The organism is Ensifer adhaerens (assembly GCF_013283195.1).
Taxonomy (GTDB): Bacteria; Pseudomonadota; Alphaproteobacteria; order Rhizobiales; family Rhizobiaceae; genus Ensifer; species Ensifer adhaerens_G.
In genome coordinates, this window is the sequence record NZ_JABEKT010000003.1 from 210,365 (window position 1) to 232,486 (window position 22,122).

Below are 22,122 nucleotides of genomic sequence, written 5' to 3' on the forward strand. Positions count from 1 at the left end.
CATGGTGTCGTTGCGCGTCACGGATGACCGCCACCCCCTGCTGCCCCGTAAATCTGTCCGGTCGCGAAGCTCGCGTCGTTGTCCGCAAGCTGGACATAAATCGAGGCCAGTTCTGCGGGATGCCCCGGTCGACCTAGAGGCGTGTCACCCCCGAACTCAACCAGTTTTTCCATCGTCTGGCCACCGCACACCTGCAACGGCGTCCAGACGGGCCCCGGCGCAACGCCGTTAACGCGGATGCCTTTTGGTCCCAACTGCTTGGCCATGGACTTGGTGAAGCTCAATCCTGCGGCCTTCGTGATCGCATAGTCGACCAGGTTTTCGGAAGGATCGTAGGCCTGAACTGAAGTCGTCTGGATGATCACCGAACCCGGTTGGAGGTGTTTGACCGCCGCCTTGGTAAGCCAGAACATCGCATAGATGTTGGTTTTCATCGTTGCGTCGAAAGCTTCGCTCGTGAGCTCCGAAATCGAGCCAACCTGTTGCTGTCGGCCGGCATTGTTGACGAGGATATCGAGCCCACCGAGTGCCTTGACGGCATCTTCGACAAGCTTTTCGCAAAACGCTTCGTCGCGCAGGTCACCAGGAAGCGCGATGCCTTTGCGCCCCTCCTCCTCGATGAGAGCGATGACTTGCCTTGCGTCCGGCTCTTCGTCCGGCAGATAGTTGATCGCGACGTCCGCGCCTTCTCGAGCGTAGGCAATGGCAGCGGCGCGGCCCATCCCTGAATCGCCGCCTGTGATCAGAGCCTTGCGACCTGCCAAACGTCCGGAGCCCTTATAGGAAATCTCCCCGTGGTCGGGTCTGGGCTTCATCTCGGCGGCGAGGCCCGGGAACGGCTGGACCTGTTCCTCGAATGGAGGCTTTGGGAACTTGTTTGTCGGGTCTTGCATGGAGTATTCCTTTGTTTATTCTTCGGGAATTACCGAAATGCCTTTGCTGCCGCCGGTCATGTCTTGGCGGTCGTCGGCAAGCAAGGTTCGCTGCGGTGGGCGCGAATGGTTTAGACCGCCCGGAAGAAGAACTCGTCGCTTCGGCAACTGTTCCCGTCTGGCGCGCATCGAAGCTTTTGGGGGGCGAAGTAACTCCGCAGGAGCGACAGCTTCCTGTGCTAGCTGGAGCGAGATCGAATGACGAGGAAGAAACGTGCGCCTGGAGAAGCTCGGGATTTGGGAGCGCCGGCGGGGTTGGCGTGGCCGTAGCCGCAAGGCAAGCCGCGTCAATGCATCGGATCTTGTTCAGGTCGATCTCATTGTTTCAGGTAGATTTGAGGGCCGAAAAGGCGCGGCCCATTGGCAATGTCGACTTAATGTGTCGGCTGCACGTTCGTATCAGTTGCCTCCGTACCCTGTGCCCCCGGCAACACAGACCCGCAATCCAGATCTCCGGATTGCGGTTCTTTCTAGCGACGGAGAATCCATGGGCTACGACTGGAATGGCGCTCGTTGGCGCCGGATGAAGGTGGCGAGATTTGGAACCGCCGTCGCACTGGCGGGTCTCCTGGTCGCCGTAGCGACACACGTCGTGACGAGAGCGCTTTAAACGGAAGCCTCAGGCCAACTGCACGCCGAAAACAAGGACATTTGCGAGACGGTGACATCCATACATTCGTCTTTGCCGACGAGGTACGTTGCGATTCAAGGATCCGAACACGTCACGTCTCCAGGTTGGATGTCTCCGACACTGGGAGCGCGATCGTGCAACGAATGCCATCCTGCCCCAGTTCATAATTAACCAGCGCGTTCAACTGATAAGGTAGAGCTCGCTCGATAAGCTGCCTACCCTGCCCGCCACCGCGGGGGCTATCCGATGGTGACATCGCAACCCCACTCTCGTGCCAGTCGATATGCAGCATCGGATTGTCGCCAATGACAGCTGCCTCAAAGGACCACGTCACGCTGAGGTGTGCGTTGTCCTGCCCCAACGCGCCATATTTGACGGCGTTGGTCGCAAGTTCATGAAGCGCCATCGCGAGTGTCTGGACGGTCGACGAGCGCAGCCGAACGCCTCTTGGCCCGGATAGTGTCGCGCGACCTGATTGTGCGTGCATCGCGCTCAGTTCGGAGCGGATCAAATCATCGAAATCGACGCGGTCATGTTCGTTCAGCCTGGAGAGCAGACCCTGCACTCGCGCGAGCGCATCCACTCGATCTCTGAACCTTTCCTGGAAATCCGCAAGGTTCGAACTCGACCGAGCCGTCATGTCCGCCACTGAGCGGACAACGCTCATCAGGTTGCGCGTCCGATGCTGGAGCTCTGCAACCAGGACGGCCTGGCGATCTTCCCATTCCCGCCGCTCGGTGACGTCCATCATTGCCCCGATCATTCGGACCGCAGGACCGCCGTTGGCATAGTAGAAGCGACCGCGGCCGTACAACCAGTGAACAGAACCGTCGGGATGGACCACCCGGAACTCGTGCACGTACTCCTGGCGTCTATCCATCGCCCGACGAAGGCACCCTTCGGTCTCCGCGCGGTCCGCCGGATGAACGCGGTCAAACCAAGCCTGATAGCTCGGCGTGACCTCCCCGGGAACATAGCCCTCCATTCTATAATGTTCGTCGGACCAGTGGACCTCGCCCGTCTCGACGTTCCAGTCCCACAATCCGAGGCGCCCGACCTCCGTCGCACTCTTAAGACGCTCCTCGCTCTCGCGGACCGCGTCTTCGGCAATCTTGCGGTCATGGATGTCGAGGTTCATCCCGACCCATTTCTCCACCGCGCCGTCGTCTCCCAGAAGCGGAACCGCGCGGATGTTGGTCCAGCGCCAGCTATTCGTGGCTGCGTGTCGCAACCGGAACTCCGCATTGACCATCCGCCGCACCGATACGGCGTCCCGCCATTGTCGTTCGGCATATTGGCGGTCACCGGGGTGGATGGCGTCGAGCCAACCATGGTCTTTCCATTCGTCAAACGACTGCCCGGTATAGCTTCGCCATGACGGACTGTCGGCAACGACCCTCCCATCGGCGTCCGCTTCCCAAAAGGCTTGCGCGAGTCCTTCGATGAGACCCTGCGACCTGGCTTCACTCTCCCGGAGTTTGGCATCGACGACCTGGCGTTCGAGACGGGCGACTTTCGCCTGCGCCTCCTTCCAATGGCTGATTTCCTTGGTGGTGGTCGCAATACCGTCACCGAGCTTTACGACGGACTGATAAAACCACCCGTCGAATTGCTCATGGACATAATGGTGTTCGGCCTGCTCCGGGACCCCGGTCTCGGTCACCCGCTTGAACGCCTCGAAGATGCCTTCAACGACAACGCCGGGATTACGCTGCAGCAGGCTTTGTCCCAGTATTGGGCCATAGAGCCTCTCGGACGTGTGGTTGTTCAACACCCAATGGAAATCGACAATCTCACCCGATGGATCTCGGACGGCATTAAAAACCTGGATCATGTCCTGTGAACAGTCCAGGATTGCCTTAAGGTGGTCGCGACTGGCCTGGAGTTGCTCGGTCCGCTTCCGTACCTGCTGTTCCAGCGAGGCCCGGTAGTCATGCTCGCTTTGGCGAAGTTTCTCCAGAGCTTCCCGGCGTTCTGTGACAACCGTGCGCGCTCCGAACCACTCGATAATCTCGCCGTTGGCATCCAATAAAGGGACCGCGCGCGACACGACCCACCCTATGCTGCCGTTCGCCACCCAGACACGATGCTCGAGTTCAAAAACGGACCTGGTGCGGATAGCAACATCGATGGCGGCGACCACGACGTCACGATCTTCAACGGGGATGTATTTGTCGACCCAATTCTCTATAGGCTCGGACGTGTCGGTAAGCGTGCCGCCGTCAAGCTGGAACATGAACTTCCAGTCCGGACTCATCCGATAGACGGAATATGTTCCTGCAGTGACAAGCGCCCGGAAATACTGCTCGCTCTTGCGAAGAGCGATTTCGGCACGAGCACGCTCGACGGCGGCCCACGTGCGCTCGGCGACGTCGCGCTGCAGTTCCTTCTCCGCGTCTGTCCAACGCCGCGGTTCGGGGTGCGCGGTGGAAAACCCCGCTAACAGACGCCCTTCGCGAAGAAGAGGCACGAACGAGCCTGACCTCGTTCCGAGGGCACGAGACGCATTCGCATCAGCGGGCGGCCGGTTGTCGTGATCATCGAAGAAGACGGGCTCTCCCCGTCGAAACAGCTCTCTCCGTTCCGGGCCGTGGTCGGATATCCTGCCAGGCTGACGGGCAAACCGGTCTGGCATTTGCCCGTCGCTGTATCCTGCGACGACATCAAAACTTTCCTGATCAGGGTTGAATAGAAGATAGTGCGCAACAGCCACGCCGATATGCTTGGCAAACAGCTCCGCCGCGATTGACATCGCGTCGACGGGATCCTCGGTGGTTCTCAAGCTATCGCTGAGTGTCAGCAGGAACGCTTGCCGCTCCTGGCTCTCACGGAGCACAGCCTCGGCCCGTTTTCTGTCCGACGTGTCGCGAACGAAAATGGAGAGCTCGTCCTCGCCGCTCCGATAGATGCTGAATTCGAACCATCGTCCGGTGGATTCTATGTAATGCTCGCCGATCACGGGCGTTCCTGTGTCCGCCACACTGGTGTGGAGCGGCATCCAGCGCTCGAAGTCGCGCTTTTCCGAAACTTTGGACAATCGGCGGCCGACGAAGCCCTCGCGACCGACACCTGTCTGCCGTTCGACGGCATCGTTACCGTCCAGGTAAACCAGGTCCTCCACGCGCCCAGCGTCATCGCGAATGACCGCACACACAGTCAACCCCTCGGCCATGTTGTCAAACAGCGAACGATACTTCGCCTCGCTTTGGCGCAGCGCGGTGTCGGCGCGGGCGCGTTCGACAGCATCCCATGTGCGTTCGGCGGTCGCAGTGATCAGCTCGACCTCTGCCTTCGTCCAGTCGCGCGGCATATTCTGGTGGACATTCAGATGAGCGACCACGCGGCCCTGCTTGACGAGCGGGCTTCCCACGATCGCGGCAACTCCGATCGCTCCATAGGACGACCGCTCGTGTTCGTTCAGAATGTCCGAGGTATGAATATCTGCCACCACGAGCGGCAGCCCTAAGCGCAGTCGGGCGAGCAATCTCTCCCCGAAATCGGACATCCTGAGGCGGCCAGTGAGTGGCGCGACCCCAGTCGCGGTATAGTTCTCGGAAATGTCGACCTGGACGTCATCGGCACGAACGATAGCGTAGACCACTCTGTCCGCTTTAAGGTGCTCCCCGAGCACCTCGCATGCCGTCCGCTGGACGTCGGCTGGATCATTCAACGGCCTCAACGCATCGCTGAGTTTTAAAAGAAAGGCCTGTCGCTCCTCACTCTCAAGCAATCGTTGTTGCGCTTCATGGACTGCGGTGGTTTCAAATATCGAGGCGGTGAAGCCGCAGACCCCGCCAGCATCATCGGTTACCGGCACGAGGCTGAAACTGAACCACCCCGAGGGACTTTCTTCTCGCCATCGTGTCGAAATTCTCGTGCTCTCGACGACCTGTGGGGTTCCGGACAGGACATCGGCGAAAAGCTGGTCGAGTTCCGTCCAGATGTCCGAGAAAACTTCGCGCATCGGAGCGCCGAAGGCTTCCGGGTGCCGATTTCCAATGATTGGGTGGTAGGCATCGTTGTAGATGATACGTAGATCCGGACCTAGAGCGATATACATCGGTTGCCGTGACCGAAGGACCATTTGGACCTGCCCTAGTATTCGCGGCGACCAAGTCTCGACGGTCCCGAGAGAGGTCGACTCCCAGTCAAAGTCGTCCAATAGATTTCCGGCAGTACCTGAGCCATCCGGCCATTTCGGCATACAAATGCTCCACCCTTTGATCCTCACGACATTTAGGACATACCCCGGATAATCCAACGGCTGGCCGAGGCCAAAACGTTGTTATTTCCATTGGGCGAGGCACGCATGGCTGAGTTCCAGACACGAACCCCCTGACCGCCCACGGTCGCAGCCACCGCCGCTCGGGACGGAGAGTTGCGGGGTTTCCAGCCTTTTTCCCCCGAGCGCCGGCAGTATCCGTCATCTTCCTTCGTTGCTCCGGGCGCGACGGCGGCCAGCGGCGAGAACAGGTATTCGAGAATGCGACGATGGCCGGACTTGACCTCAATGGTTACGGTCATGCCCCGCGCCAGCGGACGGCTTTGCCATCAACCGAATTATTGATTTCAATCGGCTCGATGATGACAGATAGACAAGGTTCTGGACACGCTCGGCATTGCTTGCGGGAACGGTGCTGATCATCCAAATCCTCACTGACATGGCGCGCGACCCGGTCACCCCTACCTGGCCCGTGCTCTACCTTCTCGGCACGTCCGCCGCTCTCGGCCATCTCGCCCCGATCGCGCGCGCCATGGGCCTTATAACCAGCCAGGCGTCCAGCTCTGGCCGGTCCTCCAGGACACCCACGAGCTGCGCGCCACCTATGGTCGCCGATCGGAAACTCTCCTGTCGCATGCCGCCGTCCTTCAGGTCTTTGGCGTCGGTGACATCGAAACCGCCGAGCGGGCTGCACGCGCGGCAAGACCCACGCGCAATACATCACCCGGTCCTGGAGCGAGGGCAAAAACACATCATCGATAACATCTCGGCGCACGACCTCATCAATGCCGATGAAATCATGCGTCTGCCGGAAGACAGGCTGATCCTGCTAAGTCAACGACAGCGGCAAGCATTTGACCAGGAGCTTCGATATTGTGCCGATCCGCGGTTCAACGGCGCCTTCGATCCGGCATGAGTGACGTGGCGTACACCAATCGGGAACCGTGGCCCTACCTTCAGATGAAACGTTCTCAACCGTGACATCGCCCTGATCCGTTGCTACAGGTCCAAAAAGGCATAGGTGGGAAACCTTCCATGAGCAAATCGTCGAGAGAGAAATCTGGCCCGGTTGCAGCACGCGAGACCGATGTATCGAAAGCCCAGGCGATCAATGCGATCCTCACCCGGCCGATCGCGATCCTGCCTGCGAAAGCTGGTGATGCAATCCGTCCATTTGCGCTCGGGCTCTGGAATGAAATCAGGCCGCTTTTGAAGCCCGAGATCAGCGTCTCGACACTACGCCGCGCGACAGGAGCCTATCTCCACACAAAACGGTATCATCTGGCGGTCGCAAAGACAGGCTCCGCCCGCCACGACATCAACGGCGTTCCCGTCGAACCGGTATCGGACGCCGACAGGTTGGCGGCCGAGGAGAAGATCGAAAGCCTCAAAATGCGCGATGATGCCCGCAAAGCGCCTTCGGAGGCGTGTGATGTTGCCCGATCAATCTCGCCTTCAAAGGCCGATGCGATCCGGGCTTCCCTGCTCGATTGGAACAAACCGCCTCGTCAAGGCAGGTGAGCGGCATTGTTTAGTTGGAGGAATGCGCGCTGTTTGACATTGCATATGCCATGGCCACCGCTCCCGCCCGACAAGCCACCAAGCCAGTCTGCTTGGGGGCGTCAGAAGGACAAGAGCGTACCAGGCGCCGGCAGCCTCGCCGCCAGAGCCAGTTCGCGCGCGGTTTGACCGGTTAAAAGCCTCGTCTCGGAGGATCAGCATCGCGACGGCCAAGGGCCGGGATCCGGGAAGCCTGGGCCCGGCAAGCCGCTCCGTTTGGTCGCGAGTTATTGTCGGTGTCCTTCGCGATGTATCGGCCCGCAGCCCAGCTGCGTGCCGCAATTTTTCGGGGATGCCGAGTTTCATCGCCTGCCTCATCTGGGATGGCACCGATGGCGATGGGGCAGCGCCGACTGCAGATCATGCAGGTAGATATGATCTTTATCCGCACGAGGTTTCGGGCGGCATGGGGCGGCGCATCATGATCTCGATGATGCTAATTGCCTCTCCATCGCTGATCATAGCCGACGAGCCGACTTCAGCGCTCGACGTCACCGTGCGCCAGCAGGTGCTATCGATCCTCGACGAACTCGTCATCGAACGGAACATCGGCCTGATCTTCATTTCGCACGATCTCAATCTCGTCCGTAGCTTCTGTGACCGCGTCCTGATCATGTATGCCGGTCGCATCGTAGAAACGATCGCCGCCAAGGATCTGCACAACGCCAAACCCCTGAATTTCCGCTACGGCTACCCGCACCAGCTTTCGGGGGGACAACGCCAGAGTGTCGCGATAGCGCGCACGCTCATCCTGGAGCCGCGCATCCTTTTGCTCGACGAGGCGACTTCAGCACTCGACGTGTCAATCCAGGCCGAGATACTCAACCTTTTGACGGATCTCAGAGAGCGCGAAGGCCTGACCTACATCCTCGTCAGTCACGATCTCGCCGTCGTCGCCCATCTTTGCGACCGCGTCGCTGTCATGCAGGAAGGCGGGTTCGTCGAAGTTGCGACGAAGCAGCAATTGCTCGACGTCACTCATTCCTACACGCGGGTGCTGATGGACGGCACCCGTGGGTATGTCACGGCAGGCAAAAATCGTTAGGCCGACATCAACGATTAGCAGGAGGCAGAGTTGGCTTGGACAGTCCCGGCGTTTTGCTCTGCAAATTTTCACCGTCCTGGCGCATACGATACCGGCACCGCGCGTCATAGGTGTGGACATAGCCGATACCTTGCTCGGCGACGTACGGGTAGGCCCTCATATTCACGCTTGCCCACAAGAGTCGGCGCCAGGCACGCCAACTCGCGGTGTGTTGTTGGAACCTTTTCCATTGGTGTTGATTGGGGCCGCTGCGGGCGTTTCCGAAGATACAGGGGATCGAGCCAGCCTGGGGAATGGGGTGAACATGGATTATGAGAAAATCGGTCGCGCTCGCATGATGGTCCGGCTGCCCAAACATCGGCTCCAACTGGCAGAGCTTAGAACTGCTGCGATCTGCGAACTACTGGAGAATTATGGGCTCGCACTGACAAAACGTGATGATCTGCGCGTCCAGGGAGGTCCGCCGCACCTTATCGCGCAATATGAAGAACTATGTCAGGCCTTAGAGGATAATGCTGTCAAGCTTATCGGGCGTGCGACTCCGCGGCTCGTTCGCTGATATGCAAGGCCGCCGTAAAAGCTACGACTGGGCGGGAGCGCGATGGCACCGGATTAAGCTCGCTGTGCGAGTTGGAACCGCGCTCGCCGTGATTGGCCTGCTTATCGCGGTCGCCACGCTGGTCGTAGCGAGCTCGCCTTAGATTGTCGAAGATCGGGCAAACGCAGGAAAACCTGCGATGAACACTTTCACGATCGCCGCTCACGTTCGCAGGTCTGAGCCTCACTCGGCGCAATCGAGCACAACAAGCATGCGGTCATGGTCAACGTCGAAGCCGATGTGATGGTTGGGCCAATCCTCGCCGAAAAGGCCCGTGCCAAGGGCCTGATCTATTCCATGGCGTACGGTGACCAGCCGGCGCTCATCTGCGAACTGGTCGATTGGGCCAGAGCCACGGGCTTCGAAAGCACATCTGCCAGAGGGCATGAATTTCGAGCCACACTACCGCTATTCCACGCCGGATACAGTCTGGGGTCTGTTGGCTGGACCGAAGAACAGGTCGCTGCCGACAATCTCAGTCCGAAGCTCTATAACTCATTCACCGATAGCACCAAGGCTGCGATCGAGATGGCGGCGGTTGCCAATGGTACCGGGCTGGATTGCGCAGATGACATTGGCACCAGGTTGCAACACACGTTCAACACCCTCACCAACGTGAGGCCTGACGGCTTTAGCGACCGCGATCTCGGCGACCGGTACGAAAGACTGTTTGCGCGGTTGACCGACAAGGAGGCAGAGACTGAGGAAGACGGTGCGACCACATTGACGCTTCCCGCAATGTCAGAGCAGGAAGCGGCAGACGCCGCCCACGAGATCGTCTAAATCTATCTGCTCCTGCTCTTGCAAGCGAAGTCCGATTTATTCGATTGAGAATTACGTCCGGAGGTGAGCCACCTCAACGGCCCGAAGTCGATGGCTCTCTGGAAAGCTGGACACTCAAGGTCGCCCGCCAACTGGGCGAGCTCGGAATGCGGGGCGGCATGGCAGCCGGGATAGCGAGCGCGAACAGGCTGCAGCAGTCTCGTCTTATCAGCATGGTGACGGCCGGGATCCGGCTAGCCCCTCCGCATGACTTTCGGGCGCGCCGGAAACCATCAGACCACGTGGACTCCTCACCTGCCCACCCTGACCAGTGGCCGCCCGCCCGATATTGATGATATAGTCGCGGGCCGCCGCCCGACCGAGGTGCGGCTCGTCGGCAACCGCCACGAGGCGAGCTGGCGAAGTTCCATTTGGGTTGCCTTACACTTTCAATGCGGCATCGCCTCGCAACGCATGACACCGCGTGAACTTTTGGCTTGGGACGTTCGGGAAACTGAGGGTCAAGCGTGGCCTCTCACAAGAACGTCTTGCGCCCGAGGCTCAACTTGAACGAGTGGCGATATACCGGAATAGGAGTGGCAACTCGATTAAGGTTCACAAGCCGAAACGATGACGTTCGCGGAACAATGACTGTGCCAACGAGTTATCAGTAATCATCAATGTCTCCCAAACACTCTCGCATGGCCCCTTCCCACAGGGGCCTATTTTTTCAGCTTGAATACATCGACATTATCAGCCAGTTGACCTGGCATACTGCGCCGAAAACGGCCAGGTGCTTCCGGCTGCTTCATCGCTCCGGAAGCGAGTGCGCAACAGGCGATGACGCGGTTTTCTTCACACACGACGAATGTTCGCGAGGCGCCCCCTATCTGATTGGTACGCGCCCGACGGCGCAGCCAGTCGTCCAGTTCGGGCACGCCGGAATTGAAGTCGTCCAGGCCGTGATGGTCGGCCAGTGGCGTCGGCGCACTTAGAGTGACGCCTCGTCCCACGGCGCTTTGGTCGACATGGTACGCTTCAGACGCTCGTTGGGTTGCGCGGGCGCATCGAGCCGAGCAAGGTACTCGGCATGGATTTCTGGGCTGACCGGCACTTCTTCGACGCGGCGCTCGGAAGCCTCAAGCATGAAATCCGCGCGCGTCTTGCCGAGCAACTCTGCGGCGCGGTCGATCAAGTTGCGTGTCGCGGGCTTGATACGCATATTTAGCGGCACGCTTATGTCCGGACTTTTGCGTGTGTGAGAGGTGGGCATGAAAGACTCCTATCTGTCCCAATAAATAGCCTAACGACCTCGAATCTGGAGCGATCATGCCGCTTTCGCGGCTCAAAGATGCCTCCATACGTTTGCGAGCGCGGACGTCACGCTTATGGGTTTCAACGGCTTCGCAATGTTCAAATCGTCGGCAGGGCCAACATTGCGACTTGTTCTACCCCCCCAGTCCCATCTGGGGTATCGAAGTACGAGTAGCGGCGAGCCTTCATTGTGACCGGCGTAAACCTGTCTTCCGGGGGAAGTGGGGCGGACCATATAGCTTCGAGCGATCGCTGGCCGATCTAAGCCAGCATGGTCTGATATATGGGGTCGATTTGTTTCATCGGCGGGGACTCTTGTTGGTTTCCTTGATCCCTGCTTCTCGAGGTCGGAGCAGGACAGGCACAACCGCTCGCCGCTGAGTGGGTGGGTTTGATCGGACGCCGCGACTTGGATTCCGGCCTTCAGTACGGTCTCGGCTTCTTTGTCGCCCGTTTGCAAATGCACATACCGAGATCTCCGTCGGTCATAATCGTCCCGGAAAAGGATATAACTTGGATCGAAGGGGCGGGCATTGCGCAGCATGGGCATTGCATCGCAGCCACAATCTTCAGTTACAGCCATAAAAGATTCAACTTTTCCTAACTTGGAGGCAAGAAAAGGAACCGCTATCTTTCTTCATCCGGTGAAGGCGGTAGCTTCGAAGAGGAGGTCTTAATGGCTATTCACTTTGACCAGACAGGCTTTGAATTTGCACCCGAGCAGATCGATATCCTCCAAAAGATATTCGATCGCATCTGCTTCGAAACGAGGATTCCGCGCCATGACGTCCGCGCTGACCGCCTCGCAAAATTCCTGATGGATGAGTTCAAGGTCGGCAACACGGATGAGATGGCGTTGACCGAATGTGGACGCTGGTTTTGCAAGAGAGCGAGCACGAGGCAAAGCGATGCGAGCCATGAGCAGCATTCTCAGAGGCAGACGCGTCACTGAAGCTCGCAACGTTCTCCGCCCCTTTTCGCAGGGGCACCCTCAGACCTTGCCAATGGTCACGAACACGCTCGCGCGGTTGGCCGCCGCAAAGCTGCCGCCAAGCGCGTGCCCGGAGGCACACCTTCACGATTGTGTTGTGGAGATCGTGAGTATTTCGGCCACGTTCACTGGGACCCCAGATGACAAAGGGATCTCGTCGGACGACTATTCCCATGTCATCAAGAGGGGAAAAAACAATGACGACGACCAATGAGATTGCAGAAAAGATCGCTACCGAACATGGCTTGACGAAAGTCCAGAGCAAAGCGGTTGTCGAGGCGGTCTTCGCCGCCGTAACCGCCGCGGCCACATCAGGCGCCGAAACATCGATCCCGGGCTTTGGCAAATTCAAGGTCAAGGACACGCCAGAGCGCGAAGCCCGCAATCCCGCTACCGGTGCGACCATCAAGGTTGCCGCTGCGAAAAAGTTGTCCTTCGCACCGGCCAAAGCGCTCAAGGACGCGCTGAACGGCTGAAGCGAATAAGGTCCGGATCGACCAGGGAGCGTGCCATCCTGGAAAGAGGTGGCCGTTTTCGTTCGGATCGGACCTCCATTCCCTGGTCAGTAGCACAAAACGCCAAAACGTAGCGGTCCGCGGCGATGTCATGCTTTCAGCGAAAACTCACCCAACCTAGTCACCGCGTGCGGCTATGCTGCCGGTGGACGGTAGCGAATGGACTTCGCCTTTCCCAGGGCCTCCATTGTATCCTCGACGGTGAGGAGGACGGTGGTCTCAATAGAGTTGAGCGCACCTCCAGCGCCAATAGCGAGCACGACTGCCGCCATCGAAACGTTATCTGGCGCCTCCCACAGATTCCAACCGTCATGCTCGCCAAAAGCGTACCAGAAACCATGGAGGTTCCCGCCGACGGATTCAATATAAGCTCGTGCCGCCTCGCGGCGATCCTCGGGGTTCTCGATCATGCGCGCCCATGTCTCGGGCGTGTAGTTGAAGCGCGTTAGATACATCGCCATGGTCTGCCTCCTTTGCACAGTGCGGTTGGACACAACTCGCAAGCAGCGCGGCCAATCTTGCTGCGCGCCGCAAACACCCCGGCCAGCGAGCGCTCGCAGCTCATGCTCGAACAACGCGAGAACGCTCAGCAAACCCAACATGATTGATCGCTAATCTTCGCGTAGTTTGGCTGCAGTGGCAACAAGGCGCCCATCTCCTGCTATCGCTGCTGGTGGCGAGCGTTCCCCTCGCCGTGGCCGGCGAGGGAAGCTTCAACGCAATCTCCCATTGTCGATCTCGCAGCCGCAATCGCCACCGCGCTGGAAGCCGGACCCATACGGCCATTCATCACGGAGGGTAAAACCACTGTGTCTGCACCCAGATTTTTGCGAAAACGACAATCCCGGCGACCTGCCGCAATGGACCCGTGGGGCGACGCGCGCCTTCGCAGCACTCGCGCCGCCATGGCTTTCCCAGCTTGCCCTGCACTTCGCACTCGCCTTTTCTTCTCCGACCGACATGAGCAAGTCGGAGGGCGGTCCCGCTTTCAGCCCGGAGCCCAGTGGCCTCTGCCAGGCGGTCCCTACCCGCACCCGGCTCCAGCCGTGATGGCCTCCGCGGCCGGCTCGGGGGGAATTGTTCTCCCCACTCCCACTATGCCTGTCTTCGGCCTGCGACGCGTTCTGCAGCCCTTGGCCTGCCGGTGATGACGGACTGTTATGCAGCTGACCGTGCCCGACCGCTGACCCATCCACGTTACCTGGGCTGCCATGGAGCTCGCTTTGATGGCCTCGGGCTCCGGCAGGCGGTCGCTCGCTTGACATGCTGTGCGCCTTGAGTGGTTGATCCCGCAAGCACTGAAACGGACTGCGGTGCCCACCATGAAAGAACGTCCGCCGCACTGGCGCAGGACGAACGGCTTTGCGGCTGCGCAGATGTCAGCCTTCCGCCGCGCAGATCAAACAGGCACTGAACGGACGAATAGCGCATCACGCCGCCATGCCCTGATGTGCTAACGCGCGAGCTATTGTGACCTTAAGTTCTTCCTGAGTGAAGGGCTTGACCATGCGTAAAAGCAACTCGAGCCCATCGCACTCGGGCAGTTCCGAATATCCCGAAGCGAGGATGACGGGCAGCCCCGGATACGACGAGAAAATGAGCCGGGCGAGCTCGGCGCCTGTCATACCGGGCATGGCCTGGTCGGTAATAACAAGGTCGAACACTTGCCCTGATTCGAGTATTTCTAAAGCGCTGGCGGCGGAAGGTGCCTCGACGGTCGAATGTCCAAGGTCTTCCAACATCGCTGATGTACCCATGCTCACGAGGAAATCGTCATCAACTACAAGCACCTTCAGCGGATGCTCGACATCGGGAACGTCGGGCTCGATGGAATGGGGCATCGAGCTTTCCACCGCGGCCTCTGGCGCGACAGGCAACCAGAGCGCGACTGTTGTACCTTCTCCCACGGCGCTGGATAAGCTCATGGTGCCGCCGGATTGCGCGGCAAGTCCATGGACCATGGACAATCCCAGCCCCGTTCCCTTGCCCTGCCCTTTTGTCGTGAAGAATGGCTCGGCCGCCCTAGCCGCCGTGGCCACATCCATCCCCTCACCGTTGTCCGAAACCGATATCTGCACGTAGCGACCGGGCTTCAGGCTTCCGGGCAGTTCGCCCTCCGCCGCTTGCCCGGCCAGAACCAATGTGCCGCCTCCAACCATGGCATCGCGCGCATTCACAAAGAGGTTAAGCAGGGCAAGCTCGAGCTGATTGCGATCGACAAGCACTTTCGGCAGGGATGCCTGTATCTGCTTGCGGATATCGACGCCAGGACCAAGCGCCCTGCTCAGGAGTTGTTCAATGCTCTGATAGAGTTCCAGGAAGTCAACGGCCTGTGGCTTCAGCTCCTGACGTCGGGCAAAGGCAAGCAGCCTCTGCGTGAGCGCAGCACCCCTCTCCGCAGCCTGTATGGCATTTTCAACCAAACGCTCGCTCTTGCCGTCCTCCGGTAAGCGCTTTTTCAGAATGTTCAAACTACCGAGGATGGCCATCAGCAAATTGTTGAAATCGTGCGCCACGCCGCCCGTCAACTGGCCGATCGTGTCAAGCTTTTGCGCCTCGAACAACTGCGCGAGTGCTGTTTCGCGCTCGCGCGTCCTTTCCTCAATACGCTCCTCCAGCTCCTCGTTGAGCCTTCGGAGCTCAGCTGCAGAAGCCTCCAACTCCATCGTTCGTTCTCGCACGCGAATTTCCAGATCGGTGTTTAATCGCTCGAGTTCTCTGGCATTGCGATAGAGGTCCGCAAACACCTTGACCTTGGCACGCAAGACATCAGGAACGATCGGAACTGATACATAGTCGACAGCCCCGGCCGCGTAGCCTCGCAATCGGTCTGGTTCGGCCATCATGACGGCTGATACAAAGATGATTGCGATGTTTTTGTACCGGGGATGCTCGCGGATCATGCTGACGAGTTCGAAGCCATCCTGTTCTGGCATGCACACATCGACCAGAATGACCGCAATCTCACTTCGAAGAAGATGCTCGAGAGCTTCACGAGCCGAATGCGCCTTGAGTAGCTTCTCCCCTAGCCCCCCGAGGATTACCTCGTAACTCAGCAATTTCGCCGGCTGGTCGTCGACCATAAGGATGTTGACAGGAAGCATGGCCAGATCCTCAACGATGCAGCCACATGCGTAGGGCTGCGAGCAACTGTTCGGTATTGACCGGTTTCGCGAGGTAGTCTGACGCACCCGCTTCCAGGCACTTCTCACGGTCCCCCTTCATCGCCTTGGCCGTCAGCGCCAGGATCGGAAGGCGCCGGAACTTGGCGTCAGATCGGATGACCTGCATCGTTTCATAACCGTCCATTCCGGGCATCATAATGTCCATGAGGACGATTGCGACGGCAGGTTCATTTTGCAGGACTTCAATAGCTTCGCTGCCGGTCGTTGCCGTGAGCACCCGCATGCCCCGCCGCTCGAGCACGCTGCTGAGCGCGAAGATGTTGCGCGCGTCGTCATCGACGAGCAGAACGATTTCCCCGAACAAGTCCTCATCGGAGCTGTGCAACTCCTCAAGCATCTTCTGCTTGGCGGTCGGCATGTCCGCAACAACCCGGTGGAGGAAGAGGGCTGTCTCGTCCAGAAGCCGTTCCGGCGATTCTACACCCTTAACGACAACACTTCGCGCCATCGTATGGAGCTGTGCGTCTTCCTCGGGCGACAATTCCCGGCCCGTAAAGACGACGACGGGAACTTCAATGGCGCTGTCGTCGTCTCGAATCTTTTCCAGAACCTCAAAGCCGGACATATCGGGAAGTGTCAAATCGAGAACAACACAATCGGCGGGCTCGCTCTTGAGAGCAGCGAGCGCCTCCGCACCGGATGCCACGCTGGTTATGTCGATGTCGTGATCGCCAAGAAGTTCGGTCACCCCCATGCGTTCCGCTTCATTGTCCTCAACGAGAAGAAGGCGTTTACGACGGCGTTCAGCATAGGCCCTTAGCCGGGAAAACGCCTGTCCAACACACTCTGTCGTCGCGGGTTTGGTGACAAAACCGTAAGCGCCCCGCGTGAGACCATGCTGGCGATCTTCGTCGAGGCTGATGATTTGCACAGGGATATGTCGTGTTTCGGCGTTTTGCTTCAAATGGCTAAGGACTGTCCATCCCAGCATGTCCGGCAAAAAAATGTCGAGCGTTATGGCTGTGGGCTTGAACTCATGAGCGAGTTTTAATGCCTCGCTGCCGCGAATGGCGACCAGAACCTTGAAATCGTTGTCTCGCGCCAAATCGGCGAGAACCCGAGCGTAGTGCACGTCGTCTTCGACGATGAGGAGCACTGCGTCACCGGGCCGTACCTCGCCGCGATCGTCATCTATTTGTTCAGGCGCCCTGTCGGCGCGCCTTGCTGCAGTTGCCTGAGCCAACTGCACGACATTGCTTGGAGAAGGAGCAGATTTCAGCGCGGCCGACGCACCGACATACGTCAAGGGAAGGAAGAGGGTAAAGGTGCTGCCGACCCCCGTCGTGCTGCGCAACTGGATTTCGCCACCAAGCAGGTTTGCAAGCTCTCGGCTAATCGCGAGGCCAAGCCCGGTACCGCCGTACTTGCGGCTGGTCGAAGCATCGGCCTGTTGAAAAGCCTCGAAGATGATGCGCTGCTTTTCCGGTAGAATGCCGATGCCGGTATCGGAGACTTCGAAGGCGATTACCGAGGGGGCATGCTGAAGAGAGGCATGATCTGGCGTCCAGCCTTCGGTGGGCGAGGTAACCTTTAGCGTTACGCCACCTTTCGCGGTAAACTTGAACGCGTTTGACAACAGGTTCTTGAGGATCTGCTGCACGCGCTTCGAGTCCGTGATGAAGCTTCTCGGCAAGACGTCGCCAATCTCTACAAGGTAGGACAGACCACGGGTCTCGGCTTCGTGCCGGAACGGCCGCGACAGCATATCCAACAGATTGGCGATGGAAATTTCCTCCGCATCGACCGAGACCGTTCCGGATTCGATCTTCGAGAGGTCGAGGATGTCGCTAATGAGGTTGAGTAGATCAGTACCCGCGCCGTGTATCGTTTTCGCGAACTCCACCTGTTTACCTGACAGGTTTCCATCGGGATTGTCGCCCAATTGTTGGCCCAAGATGAGGATGGAGTTGAGCGGCGTACGCAGCTCATGAGACATGTTGGCGAGGAACTCAGACTTGTATTTCGATGTTAGCGCAAGTTCGGTAGCCTTTTCTTCCAAGGCCCGACGTGCCTGTTCGATTTCCTGGTTCTTTCCCTCGACCTCGACGTTTCGCTCTTCAAGCTGTTGTGCCTTTTGTTCAAGCTGCTCGTTGGTCTGCTGCAGCTCTTTCTGTTGCATCTGAAGCTCGGTCGCCAGCTGCTGCGATTGCTTCAACAGACCGTCGGTCTGCATCGTCGCTTCGATCGAGTTGAGCACGATACCGATAGACGTGGTCAACTGATCCAGGAAGGACAATTGCAGTTCTGTAAAGTCGCCGGCAGAAGCAAGCTCTATCACCGCTTTGACCTGGCCTTCGAAGTGAACCGGCAGAACGATAGCGCTTTGGGGAAGGACAGAGAAAACGCCCGAACTGATGGGAACAACGTTCTCCGGCAGATTGGTGATCAGTATACGGCGGGCGTCAACCGCACATTGCCCAATCAGGCCTTGGCCAAGGTCAAGGCGGTCTGGATTTGTCGCCTCAAAACCGCCAGCATAGGACGCCAACAGCGAAAGCTTCGGCTCACGCTCGTCGCTGTCGACCTGATAGATTACGCCTTGATGCGCGCCGACAAGCGGTGCGAGTTCGGAAAGCAGCATTTTCCCGACTAAAGTCAGGTCACGCTGACCCTGCAGCATATTGGTGAACCGGGCGAGGTTCGTCTTCAACCAGTCCTGCTCGGTGTTGCGCTCGGTCGTCAGGCGCAGGTTGTCGATCATCGTGTTGATATTGTCCTTAAGCTCGGCGACCTCCCCGCGAGCCTCAACCTGAATGGATCGCGTCAAATCGCCTTTTGTGACCGCCGTCGCCACCTCGGCAATCGCTCTCACCTGCGTGGTCAGATTGGCGGCCAGCAAGTTGACGTTGCCGGTTAGGTCCTTCCAGGTGCCGGCGGCGCCTGGAACGTTGGCCTGCCCGCCGAGCCGGCCTTCCACGCCCACCTCGCGGGCGACGCTGGTAACCTGCTCCGCAAAAGTCGCCAGCGTATCGGTCATATTGTTGATGGTTTCGGCAAGCGCGGCGACCTCTCCCTTGGATGCAACCGTGAGGTTCTTTTTCAGATCCCCGTTTGCAACGGCCGTTACGACCTTGACGATGCCTCGAACCTGTTCGGTGAGATTGGCAGCCATGACGTTCACGGTGTCTGTCAGGTCCTTCCAGGTTCCAGCCACACCCGGCACCTGCGCCTGGCCGCCGAGCTTGCCTTCCGTCCCCACTTCACGGGCAACGCGCGTCACTTCGCCGGCGAAGGCGTTAAGCTGGTCTACCATGGTGTTGATGGTGTTCTTGAGTTCGAGGATTTCCCCTTTGACGTCGACCGTGATTTTTCGCGACAGGTCGCCGCGCGCGACTGCCGTCGTGACTTCCGCTATGTTGCGAACCTGGGTGGTGAGATTGGCGGCAAGAAGATTGACGTTGTCGGTCAGGTCTTTCCAGGTTCCGGCAACACCCGGAACCACTGCCTGCCCGCCAAGGCGCCCGTCTGTGCCGACCTCTCTGGCCACGCGCGTCACCTCGCCAGCGAAGGATCGCAGCTGATCCACCATCGTGTTGAGCGTGTCCTTGAGGAGCAGAATTTCGCCGCGGACATCGACGGTGATCTTGCGCGAAAGGTCGCCATTGGCAATTGCTGTCGCAACCTCGGCAATGTTACGGACCTGCGCGGTCAGATTGCCTGCCATGGAATTAACGCTATCTGTCAGGTCCTTCCAGGTGCCGGCAACGCCCGAGACCTGTGCCTGACCACCAAGCTTTCCTTCCGTGCCGACCTCTCGAGCAACGCGCGTCACCTCGCCGGCAAAGGCATTGAGCTGATCGACCATCGTGTTGATGGTATTCTTGAGTTCAAGGATTTCGCCCTTCACGTCGACCGTGATCTTGCGCGATAGATCGCCGCGCGCCACGGCCGTGGTGACTTCGGCAATGTTCCTGACCTGGCCCGTCAGGTTGGACGCCATGAAGTTGACGTTCTCGGTGAGATCCTTCCAGGTCCCGGCAACGCCGGGAACCTGCGCTTGCCCGCCGAGTTTACCTTCGGTTCCGACCTCACGGGCCACACGGGTGACTTCGGATGCGAACCTGTTCAACTGGTCCACCATCGTGTTGAGCGTTTCCTTCAGTTGAAGGATTTCGCCCTTCACGTCGACCGTGATCTTGCGCGAAAGGTCGCCGTTTGCGATGGCAGTCGAAACCTCGGCGATGTTGCGAACCTGCGCCGTCAGGTTTCCGGCCATCGAATTCACGCTATCGGTCAGGTCCTTCCATGTGCCTGCCACGCCGCGGACGTTTGCCTGGCCGCCGAGCCGCCCCTCCGTGCCGACCTCCCGTGCAACGCGCGTCACCTCCCCGGCAAACCCGTTTAACTGGTCGACCATGGTGTTGATGGTTTCCTTGAGCTCCAGGATTTCGCCGGACACTGAAACCGTGATCTTCTTCGACAAGTCGCCCTGCGCGACGGCCGTTGCGACCTCCGCGATGTTTCGAACCTGAGCGGTCAGGTTCGATGCCATGGAATTGACCGAGTCCGTCAGGTCCTTCCACGTCCCTGCGACACCTCGCACGTTCGCCTGTCCGCCAAGGCGGCCTTCCGTGCCGACTTCTCTGGCCACCCGCGTCACTTCAGAAGCAAAGGCGTTCAGGCGGTCCACCATCGTGTTGATGGTTTCCTTGAGCTCAAGGATCTCGCCCTTTACGTCGACGGTGATCTTCTTGGAAAGGTCGCCGTTAGCGATGGCCGTCGACACTTCCGCAATGTTGCGCACCTGCGCGGTCAGATTGCCCCCCATCGAGTTGACGTTTTCGGTCAGATCCTTCCACGTGCCAGCCACACCACGCACATCCGCCTGGCCTCCGAGCCGCCCCTCTGTTCCGACCTCACGCGCCACACGCGTTACTTCGGATGCAAACGCATTCAGCTGGTCGACCATCGTGTTGATGGTTTCCTTGAGCTCCAGGATTTCTCCCGAAACCGTGACCGTGATCTTCTTGGACAGGTCGCCGTTGGCGATGGCGGTGGACACTTCGGCGATGTTGCGCACCTGTGCTGTCAGATTGGAAGCCATGGAGTTGACGTTATCGGTGAGGTCCTTCCAGGTTCCGGCCACGCCTGGCACCTGGGCCTGGCCTCCGAGACGGCCTTCGGTTCCGACTTCGCGAGCTACGCGCGTCACCTCCCCGGCAAACCCGTTCAGCTGATCGACCATCGTGTTGATGGTTTCCTTGAGCTCCAGGATTTCTCCCGATACGTCAACTGTGATCTTGCGAGAAAGGTCGCCTCTGGCTACGGCTGTCGTCACCTGCGCAATGTTTCGAACCTGGGCTGTCAGGTTGCCGCACATGGCGTTGACAGAATCGGTCAGGTCCTTCCAGGTTCCGGCAACGCCAGGGACAAGCGCCTGTCCCCCGAGTTTTCCCTCCGTCCCGACTTCACGCGCAACGCGGGTGACCTCCGATGCGAAAGAACGAAGCTGGTCGACCATTGTGTTGATGGCCTCCTTCAGCTGGAGGATTTCGCCGCGGACATCGACAGTGATTTTTTTCGAAAGGTCGCCGTTAGCAACTGCGATCGTAACTTCCGCGAGGTTGCGAACCTGGGCCGTCAAATTCGAAGCCATGGAATTGACGCTTTCGGTGAGGTCCTTCCACACGCCGGTGACCTCGGGAACCTGGGCCTGGCCGCCGAGCTTGCCATCGGTCCCAACTTCGCGGGCAACGCGGGTAACTTCCGAGGTAAATACGCTGAGCTGCTTGATCATTGTGTTGACGATGTCAGCCGAACGCAGAAACTCACCTTTCAAAGGCCGACCATCGACATCGACGGGCACGGTCTGAAGGAGATCGCCTTTTGCAATGGCGGTAATCGTGCGCGTGACCGCCGCTGTGGGCCAGACAAGGTCGTCGATCAACGTGTTGAGCGAGCCTTCCATTTCCGACCAGGACCCATCGGAAAGGCCGAACCTGACACGCGTGCTTGTGCGGCCGTCGCGGCCGACGACCTGGCCCACGTGCTTGAGTTGCTGAGCCATCTTCTGATTGGCAGCGACAATATCGTTGAAGGTATCGGCGATCTTTCCGTTGACGCCATCCAGATCGGATCGCATCCTCACTGAGAAATCTCCGTGCTTCATGGCGAGCAATGCTGAAAGCAGATCAGGAGCATTGCTTTGCGCCGACGTTTCCACGTCGAGAGAACCGTGCATTTCAGTGTGGTCACGCCGAGTACTGCCGCTTTGCCTACCCACTTGAGCGTTCTCCGTTGAATGCGTGGATATCTAGGGCTGGCGTTGCGGATTGCCATGGTGGACAACGCGTCGTTATCTGCAACGCACTCGGCCGGCCGTGCCACAAGGTGTGCATATACGCCGATGCGGTAAAGACCCGCTTGG

General features: G+C 59.0%; 12 protein-coding genes and 1 pseudogene. 6 read left to right on the top strand and 7 right to left on the bottom strand.

All coding sequences use genetic code 11. The features are described from left to right. Nucleotides 1-17 precede the first annotated feature (17 nt). The 3 genes from LPJGGPFB_RS23930 to LPJGGPFB_RS23940 form a co-directional block, all read right to left on the bottom strand. Nucleotides 18-893 (bottom strand): SDR family oxidoreductase, encoded by an 876-nt coding sequence (locus tag LPJGGPFB_RS23930; protein WP_173422469.1) that lies wholly within the window; start codon nt 891-893, stop codon nt 18-20. A gap of 761 nt (nt 894-1,654) precedes the next feature. After that, entirely contained in the window at nt 1,655-5,623 is a 3,969-nt protein-coding gene (locus tag LPJGGPFB_RS23935; RefSeq protein ID WP_173422470.1) for a PAS domain-containing protein, read from the bottom strand. A gap of 176 nt (nt 5,624-5,799) precedes the next feature. Continuing rightward, nucleotides 5,800-6,087, bottom strand: coding sequence for a hypothetical protein (locus tag LPJGGPFB_RS23940; protein WP_173422471.1), 288 nt, complete (start codon nt 6,085-6,087; stop codon nt 5,800-5,802). A 95-nt stretch (nt 6,088-6,182) separates the two neighbouring features. Between LPJGGPFB_RS23940 and LPJGGPFB_RS33205 the strand changes: the two genes are divergently transcribed. The 4 genes and pseudogenes from LPJGGPFB_RS33205 (at nt 6,183) to LPJGGPFB_RS33640 (ending at nt 9,771) form a co-directional block, all read left to right on the top strand. Continuing rightward, entirely contained in the window at nt 6,183-6,701 is a 519-nt protein-coding gene (locus LPJGGPFB_RS33205) for a hypothetical protein (protein ID WP_234903022.1), read from the top strand. Nucleotides 6,702-6,820: 119 nt separating this feature from the next. Beyond that, nucleotides 6,821-7,306 carry a ProQ/FINO family protein gene (locus LPJGGPFB_RS23950; protein ID WP_173422472.1) on the top strand — a complete coding sequence of 162 codons (486 nt, stop codon included), beginning with the start codon at nt 6,821-6,823 and terminating at the stop codon, nt 7,304-7,306. A 412-nt stretch (nt 7,307-7,718) separates the two neighbouring features. Beyond that, a pseudogene (locus LPJGGPFB_RS33745) lies at nt 7,719-8,390 on the top strand (ATP-binding cassette domain-containing protein); the annotation flags it as partial. A gap of 817 nt (nt 8,391-9,207) precedes the next feature. Next, nucleotides 9,208-9,771, top strand: a complete 564-nt coding sequence (locus LPJGGPFB_RS33640; protein WP_345791067.1) for a hypothetical protein — start codon at nt 9,208-9,210, stop codon at nt 9,769-9,771. 970 nt (nt 9,772-10,741) lie between these two features. On the opposite strand, the gene LPJGGPFB_RS23970 is transcribed toward LPJGGPFB_RS33640, so the two are convergent. After that, on the bottom strand, nt 10,742-11,023 hold the full coding sequence (locus LPJGGPFB_RS23970) for a type II toxin-antitoxin system TacA family antitoxin (RefSeq protein WP_173422473.1): 282 nt from the start codon (nt 11,021-11,023) through the stop codon (nt 10,742-10,744). Nucleotides 11,024-11,740: 717 nt separating this feature from the next. On the opposite strand from LPJGGPFB_RS23970, the gene LPJGGPFB_RS23975 reads away from it, so the two are divergent. Both LPJGGPFB_RS23975 and LPJGGPFB_RS23980 read left to right on the top strand, forming a co-directional pair. After that, nucleotides 11,741-12,016 (top strand): hypothetical protein, encoded by a 276-nt coding sequence (locus tag LPJGGPFB_RS23975; RefSeq protein WP_173422474.1) that lies wholly within the window; start codon nt 11,741-11,743, stop codon nt 12,014-12,016. A 236-nt stretch (nt 12,017-12,252) separates the two neighbouring features. Further along, complete coding sequence (locus LPJGGPFB_RS23980; protein WP_113514868.1) at nt 12,253-12,531, top strand: HU family DNA-binding protein; 279 nt, start codon at nt 12,253-12,255, stop codon at nt 12,529-12,531. Nucleotides 12,532-12,704: 173 nt separating this feature from the next. Here LPJGGPFB_RS23980 and LPJGGPFB_RS23985 read toward each other — a convergent pair whose 3' ends face one another. From LPJGGPFB_RS23985 to LPJGGPFB_RS23995, 3 genes are all read right to left on the bottom strand, one after another. Continuing rightward, nucleotides 12,705-13,031, bottom strand: coding sequence for a GYD domain-containing protein (locus LPJGGPFB_RS23985; protein WP_173422475.1), 327 nt, complete (start codon nt 13,029-13,031; stop codon nt 12,705-12,707). 969 nt (nt 13,032-14,000) lie between these two features. Further along, complete coding sequence (locus LPJGGPFB_RS23990) at nt 14,001-15,674, bottom strand: response regulator (protein ID WP_173422476.1); 1,674 nt, start codon at nt 15,672-15,674, stop codon at nt 14,001-14,003. Nucleotides 15,675-15,684: 10 nt separating this feature from the next. Continuing rightward, the gene (locus LPJGGPFB_RS23995; protein ID WP_173422477.1) at nt 15,685-21,936 is read right to left on the bottom strand and encodes a HAMP domain-containing protein; all 6,252 of its coding nucleotides are present in this window, start codon (nt 21,934-21,936) and stop codon (nt 15,685-15,687) included. Nucleotides 21,937-22,122: the final 186 nt, after the last annotated feature.